Origin of the sequence: Rhodopirellula sp. JB055 (assembly GCF_043100905.1) — a bacterium.
Lineage (GTDB): Bacteria > Planctomycetota > Planctomycetia > Pirellulales > Pirellulaceae > Rhodopirellula.
Window position 1 is genome coordinate 1 of record NZ_JBICHO010000486.1, and the last position, 6205, is coordinate 6205.

The 6205-nt window shown below is 56.8% G+C and carries 7 protein-coding genes; 4 read left to right on the forward strand and 3 right to left on the reverse strand.

Annotated features, from left to right (window positions below; all coding sequences use genetic code 11):
- A partial coding sequence (locus ACF8AM_RS19180; RefSeq protein ID WP_392557196.1) for a 1-acyl-sn-glycerol-3-phosphate acyltransferase occupies positions 1-638 on the reverse strand: 638 nt, incomplete at its 3' end.
- 269 nt (positions 639-907) lie between these two features.
- Between ACF8AM_RS19180 and ACF8AM_RS19185 the strand changes: the two genes are divergently transcribed.
- Positions 908-1621, forward strand: coding sequence for a YceH family protein (locus ACF8AM_RS19185; RefSeq protein ID WP_392557197.1), 714 nt, complete (start codon positions 908-910; stop codon positions 1619-1621).
- 9 nt (positions 1622-1630) lie between these two features.
- Here the strand turns inward: ACF8AM_RS19185 and ACF8AM_RS19190 are convergent, their stop codons facing one another.
- On the reverse strand, positions 1631-1975 hold the full coding sequence (locus tag ACF8AM_RS19190; protein WP_392557198.1) for a hypothetical protein: 345 nt from the start codon (positions 1973-1975) through the stop codon (positions 1631-1633).
- Between the two features lie 257 nt (positions 1976-2232).
- Here ACF8AM_RS19190 and hpt point away from each other — a divergent pair, with 257 nt between their 5' ends.
- The 3 genes from hpt to ACF8AM_RS19205 are packed head-to-tail and all read left to right on the forward strand — an operon-like array spanning position 2233 to position 5137.
- A complete protein-coding gene (hpt, locus tag ACF8AM_RS19195; RefSeq protein WP_392557199.1) occupies positions 2233-2766 on the forward strand; it encodes a hypoxanthine phosphoribosyltransferase in 534 nt (177 codons plus the stop codon).
- Positions 2763-4016 carry a glycosyltransferase gene (locus ACF8AM_RS19200; RefSeq protein WP_392557200.1) on the forward strand — a complete coding sequence of 418 codons (1254 nt, stop codon included), beginning with the start codon at positions 2763-2765 and terminating at the stop codon, positions 4014-4016. Before hpt ends, ACF8AM_RS19200 begins: the two co-directional genes overlap by 4 nt.
- A complete protein-coding gene (locus tag ACF8AM_RS19205) occupies positions 4013-5137 on the forward strand; it encodes a glycosyltransferase family 4 protein (protein ID WP_392557201.1) in 1125 nt (374 codons plus the stop codon). The genes ACF8AM_RS19200 and ACF8AM_RS19205 overlap by 4 nt, the downstream gene beginning before the upstream one ends.
- 113 nt (positions 5138-5250) lie before the next feature.
- Here ACF8AM_RS19205 and ACF8AM_RS19210 read toward each other — a convergent pair.
- On the reverse strand, positions 5251-6205 hold a 955-nt coding region (locus ACF8AM_RS19210; protein ID WP_392557202.1), incomplete at its 5' end, for an alpha/beta fold hydrolase.

Here is a 6205-nt window from a genome sequence, read left to right on the forward strand (position 1 = left end):
CGGACCGTTGAAATCGGGGTGTCGGCAGGCAACGGATCGCCGACATAAACGGTGATCGTTCGTCGCAGTCTGTCTGGCCATTTCCAGAAGTACTTGCCGCCGGAAAAGCTGAAGATGCTTCCCCACATGCCTTCCAAGTGAATCGGAACAATTTTCGCGTTCGTGTTCTTCAGCATTTTGCTCATGCCGGGACGGAAGGCTTGCAGTTGCCCCGTTCGCGTGATCGTGCCTTCGGGAAAGATGCCGATCACATCGCCGTTGTTCAGGCCTTCCCGTGCGTCTCGAATGGCTCGTCCAATCGACTTGGGGCCGCCCATCATGAAAATTGTGTCGAAGGCTCGACCGAGATAATCGCCAATTTTGGATGTGAAGTTGGTGCCGTCGACCACGAAGCGGACGTTTCGCGGCAGGGCCCACAGGATCAAAATTCCATCGATCCATGACATGTGATTGCTGACCAGCAGACAGCCACCTTCGGCTGGGAATTTATCCAATCCGACGACGCGTTTTCGATAAAGCGTTGCCAGAACGGGGCGAAACAGGCCGCGAACGAACAGCCGTGGGGAAAAGACGGCTAACAAGATCGCGATGCCCAGCAAGGCAATGAGAACAATCAGGATGATGAGATATGTGTCCACCGACAGCCGCTCCACCGAAACAAGTCGAAAACGATGTGGCTGCATCCTCGTGAGCAGCCCAACGCATGATGATACGGTCTGGAGCCCCGCGTCGAGAGAGCGGCTCGCGGAAATCCGTGGTTGCTGCCAAGAAGTCTGGAAAAAGCTAGGATGTGTCGCTCGATCGGATATTCAATGGAATGTATGGAGGCTCGCCAGAGTTTCCTCGTTTCTTGTCGCCGGTGCGATCGTGATTGACGCCAAGCGGTTTGCATCCAGAAGGAAATTGCATGAACGAAGTAGACGACGCTGAAAATGAAACCAGCCAGCCTCAGCCATTGTCGGCGACCGCGAGGCGGTGCCTGGGGGTGTTGGTTGAAAAGGCCAAAACGACACCTGACGGCTACCCGTTGTCCTTGGCCGGTTTGATCACAGGTTGCAATCAAAAGTCAAATCGTTCGCCTCAGATGCAGGTGGACGAATCGGACGCCCTGTCCGCTCTGGATGAGTTGCGAGCGGCCGGTGCGGCTCGTGAAGTGCAAGGCAGCGGCCGGGTGACGAAGTATCGGCATGCAGCCTATGAATGGTTGGAGGTGGACAGTCCCGGCGCCGCGATCATGACGGAGTTGCTGTTGCGTGGTCCGCAGACGGCAGGGGAACTTCGCACACGAGCTTCGCGAATGCACAAATTTCCTGATCTGGGGTCGCTGAAGTCCGAACTGGATGCGTTGATTGAGAAAGGATTGGTCGAATCACTGACACCACCAGGACGCGGGCAGACGTTTGCCCATCGTTTGTACACGCCTCAAGAACGCTTGTACTTGGTCGAGAAGATCAAGAAACAGGATGCTCCGACGGCGGCATCATCCAGGTCGGAACCTGCTGAATCTACCTCAGAAAAGTCGCCTCACGACAACCGAATCGACAAGATCCAAGATCGACTCGACACGGTCACTGCCAAGCTGGAAGCTCTTGAGAAACGCTTGGAGTTTCTCGAGTCGTAGCCGTGGAGGTTACGCCGCTCGTCGCAGAGGCTCGGTTTGCGTGGAATCAGTTTGAGATTGAACGGCAGCGAATTGTGCCTGCATCTCAGCCGCTGACAGCGTCGCCACGCAGGCACCGTCTGCGTCGTGGATTTTTAATTCGTCCTCTTCAGTGAACCAGATGGCTGAAACGCTGTCGGTTCGGAAACGGCGTCCTCGGTAGAAACCGTCGCAGATGAACACCGATTCGCTCCAGGGCGTCTTGGATTCGTCTGGGCGAATGGAGATGGTTTCCGGCGAATCTTCTCTGGGTTGGGTGTTCAGCCAAGCCTGAAAGCAGTGACGAGCCCGTGCCAATTTTTGTGAAGGCGTCATGCGTCTATTCGATCCACGATTGATAGGGCAAAATGGGGCCGACGAAGACAGCCCAGCCCTTTCAATCGGACCACTGGCGGTCGGACATCGGTCGGTTGCATTCCCGCATCAGGGGTGACTCGACCGGGAGATCCGCTCCCGTTTCGCTGGTTTGCCTAATCGGACTCGTTTAACGCAGGTCGCGGCCGTCCGGATGGTGCCAGGTTCGTCGCATTGCTTATCCTTTTTTTTCTTTGAACCTCTTTCTTTGATCCGCCATGCGAACGCTGATTAACGAATCCCAGCTCGACGATGGCGTTTCGAAGTTGGCCAAGGAAATCGATGCCCATTACGGCGACCGACCGATCACGGTGGTTGCGGTGATGACTGGTTCATTGGTTTTGTTCGCGGATTTGATTCGCCGTTTGTCGATGCCTCAGCGAGTCGGCGTGATTCATGCGTCGAGTTATCGGGGAGGAACGCAGGCGGGCAAATTGGAAATCGATTCCAAGATGCTGATTGACGTTCAGAACCGAGATGTGTTGTTGGTGGACGATATCTACGACACCGGTGCCACGTTGACGAAGCTCAGCGAAGCGATCGCGGACATGGGGGCGTCGAGTGTTTCCACGGCGGTCCTGCTGCGGAAGTTGCGGCCGGAGCAAATCGGTCCCAAGCCTGATTTCGTGGCGTTCGAAATCCCGGATGAATTCGTGGTGGGATACGGTCTGGATTACCTCGACATGTATCGGAACCTGCCGTTCATCGGTGTGTTGGAACCGGACGAGATTGAAGCGACGGCGCGTCAGTGAGTGCGTCCCGCGTGATGTTCGTTGCTCGGCATTTCTGGCCGCATTGCGCCGGGCGACATGAAACCGCTGCGGCAACTTTCGAATTGACTCAGCGATTGGCGAACTGGGGCATGCAGGTGGAAGTTGTGACGCCCCGGCATGGAAACACTTGGCCAACCGAAATCACATTGGGTGACGTGAAGGTCCACCGCGTCGCGGCGGCCCCTCGCGGTGATTGGTCGACGCAGCGCTACGTCCGACATTTGGGGCATTGGTTGGCCGAGCGAACGCCGAGGCTGGACGCAATCGTTTGCGATCAACTTCGAGAAGAATGCCGGGCCGTGACCACTGCCATTCAATCGGGAGCAACGGATGCAGGTGACGGCGGTGTCACCGTGGGCGTTGCAATGAGTGGTGGTTGGGGCGACGACTCCGACGAAACATGGTGTCAACATTCGAGAAGTGGACGCCGCGTTCTGCAATCTTGCAGTGGGCTGGACGCGGTGGTCACGGACCATGCGAAGACGGATCGCTACTTGGTTTCACATGGTGTTCCGGCCGAGAGAGTCTGCCGGCGGCCAGTTGGGTTTCGCCGTCCCGTCATGGTGACGAATGAACAACGAATGGCCGCGAGAAGGAGTCTGCGGGGGATCAATCTTGATCTGACCACTGACAGTGATTCTCGCGTGCTGCTGTGGTGTGGACCGATGATGGGACCGGCGTCTTCGGACAGTGGCGTGGGAGCGATGGTCCAAAGTGCACGGTTCTTAGCGGCTCGGGATCAAGAGTTGAGAATTTGGTTGCTCGGTGACGGGAAGTTGCGAGACTGGGTGCACACGGAACTCAAAGCCGAGGGTGTTCGCAGCGTCGTTGCCATTCCGGGTTCGTTTTCGGACATGACGGAAATTTGGCATTCAGTCGATGCAGTGGTTCTGAATGAGGATTCGCAGTTGCGGTTCACGTTCCCTGAGACTTTGGCGGCGGGGCTTCCCATGATCGTGGCCGATCGTCCGGCGGCGAGAGAATATTTGCAAACGCATTTTGACGCGTCCATTTTGGATTCGTTGGCTTGGTATGACCCGGCCAAGCCGAGTACGCTGCGGAAAGCGTTTCGTTCCGTGTGGGGCGATCTCGAGATGGCCAAGCAACATGCCTTTGAGCTGGCTCGAGATCTTGCACGTCGTCATCCGATGGAACAGGAATGGACGTTCTGGCAATCCGTTCTGCGCCCCCCTTCCAATCCGAACATGCCCAACCCGAAAACCTCATGAAGATCGCCTTGGTCATTCCCACCATGGACCGTGGTGGCGCGGAAAAACAGGTGGTCTTGCTTGCCAAAGGGCTGCATGACGCCGGGCACGATGTTCGTGTGTTCTTGCTGACACGGGATGGGCCACGAAGTGAAGCGTTGCGGGACGCTGGTGTTCCAATTGTCTTGATCGGCAAGCGTTTCAAGCTGGATCCATCCGCGTTGTTTCGTTTGAAAAAACAGCTCATCGATTTCGCACCCGATATCGTGCACACCTGGTTGTTCGCTGCGAATTGCTTTGGACGTGTGGCGGCGAAGTGGGCGGGCGTTCCGGTCATCCTTGCCAGCGAACGATGCGTGGACCCGTGGAAGACGGCGGCACACTTTTGGATTGATCGACGATTGCAGAAGGTCTCGCAAGCGATCACGACGAACAGTTCAGGTGTGAAAGAATTTTACGTGGCCAATGGATTGGATCCGGCGCAGTTCGTGGTCATTCCCAACGGAGTCGAGTCAGCGAACACAACGAGCGTCGCTGAAATCGATCGCGAAGAGGTGATGAGTCGTTTGGACGTGCCGTCGGAACGCCGAATTATTTTGGCGGTGGGGCGATTGTGGCCTCAGAAGCGAGTTCGAGATTTGATCTGGGCCGGCGAATTGATGGCCACCACCGACGGCAACACGACTTTGGTGATCATCGGAGATGGACCGCAGCGAGATGAATTGGTGCGCCACCGAGACGCGGTCTCGGCTCCATTGCACGTTCGGTTCGCTGGGCAGCGGAATGATGTTGCGGAACTGCTGCCTCACGCGGATCAATTCTGGATCGCGAGCGAATACGAAGGGCAGAGCAATGCGGTGATCGAAGCGATGTTGGCGGGCGTGCCCGTGATCGCTTCGGACATTCCCGGCAATCGAGACTTGGTCATCGAAGGGGAAACCGGTTGGTTGTTTCCGTTGGGCGACGAAGCGGCATTGGTCCGCCGGAGTTTGGCTGTCCTGAACGAACCCGAGGAATGCAAGCGAGTTGCTGAGCAAGCCCGGCAACGGATTGCCACGGAATTTTCGCTCGACGCGATGGTCCAGCGTCACATCGAACTCTACACGCGACTTTTGTCGGAACGTCGGGTGTCCGGGCAGTGATCGATACGTGGCTCGGGCGTGCAATCAAATGAGAAGAGGGTTCAGCAGCAACGCTGCCGAACCCTCCGTTTCGTCTGAGGGGCAACTCCCAAAAGTGCACTTTCAAACAGAGATCACTGTTTTTGGTCGTGAGTGCAATCTGGGTCGCGGGCAACGGGCGTGCCGACTTGGTCCACCGGATGGGTGAAGAGGTATCGCCAGACCGCTTCGTGTTTGTACTCGCCAGTTTTTGGATCCTTCGCGGCTGAGCGTCCTGGTTGCACGCTGCTGTGGGCCCGCTTGGCGTCCCCATTGACATCAAAGTCAGTGATCAGGCGTCGAGTGTGTCCGTAAGGAGGGGCTTGTTCGTCAACGTTGACAATCGGTCCGAAGGCGTTCAGTCCCAGCATTTCCCAACTGCGACAGTAGTGGTCGTCGACCCAACCGCCGTCCAGCACGTGAGAGAACGCGAAGTAGCGATTCGGCGGGGTCGCAGATGGGAGGGCTTGCCAGTTTTGGTACTGATCGCGTGGTCCACACAAGGCAACGACGCGAGCAACGCGTTGGTGCTTGGCAAATCGGGAGGCAGTGGTCGAACCGTGCGAGCTGCCGGCCACGATGACTTTGTCCCAGTTCAGGTCGGTGCGATCTTTGTTGAGGAATTGTTCCCAGTTTCCGGGGGATTTTCGTTCCGCCAGCCAGCGGACAAACTGAAACGCTCGTTCGGCCATCCCGTCGGGTTTGGCCAGGTCCACTTCGTCGGTGTAATCTTCGCCGGTAGCGGCTTCCAAACGCATGTTCCCGCGGCAGGTCGGAGGAACCGGTTTTTCTTGGCAACAGATGCTGAACCATTTATTGGCGTAGTGAACGCGAATGGCATGCAGGCCGTAGTCGCCCAGCTTTTCGAACAATTGGGAGTTGTGGCCCATCAACCAGATCACCAATTGGCCGCGAGAGTTGACGTTGGGATTGAACATCGCCTGCTGTTGATCGGCGGGTTTTCCTTTGGCGTCCTCGATCAGAAAGTTGATTTCTGGGTAGGCTTTCACGCGAGGATCAATCTCGGAGGCACGCGCGGTGATTTGAAAA